Source organism: Psychrobacter sp. 1U2 (assembly GCF_051847575.1).
In genome coordinates, this window is record NZ_JBPYDC010000229.1 from 1 (window position 1) to 1,348 (window position 1,348).

Annotated in this window: 1 protein-coding gene; it reads left to right on the forward strand. The window is 44.8% G+C overall.

Annotated elements, in window-relative coordinates; all coding sequences use genetic code 11:
- Nucleotides 1-1,157 (forward strand): AMP-binding protein (locus tag ACS8FD_RS14725; protein WP_439276406.1); only part of this gene is annotated, 1,157 nt, incomplete at its 5' end.
- Nucleotides 1,158-1,348 lie beyond the last annotated feature (191 nt).

Below are 1,348 nucleotides of genomic sequence, written 5' to 3' on the forward strand. Positions count from 1 at the left end.
GTTATATGCAAAGGTTCTCTGACTGGATGAGCGAGGGTGACCCTAACGACCCACGCGTTGCTGAACGGCAAGCACAACTCAAAAATACTGATGCTATCAATGTTCAATTTACCAGTGGTACGACTGGCACGCCAAAAGGTGCGACCTTAACCCACCGTAATATCTTAAACAACGGCTACTTTATCGGTGAGGCAATGAATCTCACTGAAGAAGACATATTGTGTATTCCTGTGCCGCTTTATCACTGTTTTGGTATGGTACTCGGCAATTTAGCCATTTTGACCCATGGCGGTTGTATCGTGTATCCCAACGATGGTTTTGAGCCATTAAGTGTCCTGCAAGCGGTCGAAGAAGAAAAATGTACGGGTTTGCATGGAGTGCCAACGATGTTTATCGCGATGCTTGATCATCCAGACTTTGGAAAATTCGATTTATCCACTTTGCGCACCGGTATTATGGCAGGCTCTAGCTGTCCGATTGAAGTCATGCGCCGCGTCATTGATGAGATGCATATGAGCGAGGTCACTATTGCTTATGGCATGACCGAGACCAGTCCAGTATCTTGTCAGACGAACAAGCACACACCGCTTGAAAAGCAGGTTTCCACTGTCGGACTGGTGCAGCCAGCGCTTGAGGTCAAAATCGTCGATACAGAAACGGGCGAGACTGTACCGCTAGGAGAAAAAGGCGAGCTACTCACGCGTGGCTATTCGGTAATGAAAGGCTATTGGGGCGACCGCTTCAAAACACGCGCGTCCATTCAAGATAATTGGATGCATACCGGGGATTTGGCAACCATGGATGAAGATGGGTACGTCAAAGTGGTGGGTCGTAGCAAAGACATGGTCATTCGTGGTGGCGAGAACATCTACCCAGTAGAGATTGAAAACTATCTTTATCGCCATCCCAAGATTCGCGATGTGCAAATCGTTGGCATACCTGATGCTAAGTATGGTGAAGTATTGGCGGCATGGATTATTCCCAAAGAGCCTGATTGCTTAAGCGAAGAAGAGGTTAAGGAGTTCTGCCGTAATAACATTGCCCATTATAAAATACCTACTCACTATCGTTTCGTCGAAGAATACCCGATGACCATTACGGGCAAAATTCAAAAGTATAAAATTGTTGAGATGATGAAAGATGAGCTGGGCTTATAGTAAGCTTGCTTCTTAGATCTGAAACATTTAGGTTTTAAACATCACGGATTAATCATGTGAGTAACGCTTAAAATAAATACCAGTTAGAATAACTCGCATAACATAAAAAGCTACTCGCATTTACGCATCAAAGAAAAGGGATATCATGAGCGCTATCATAACCAGTAAACTGAGTCCAAACGCTGCTGAAT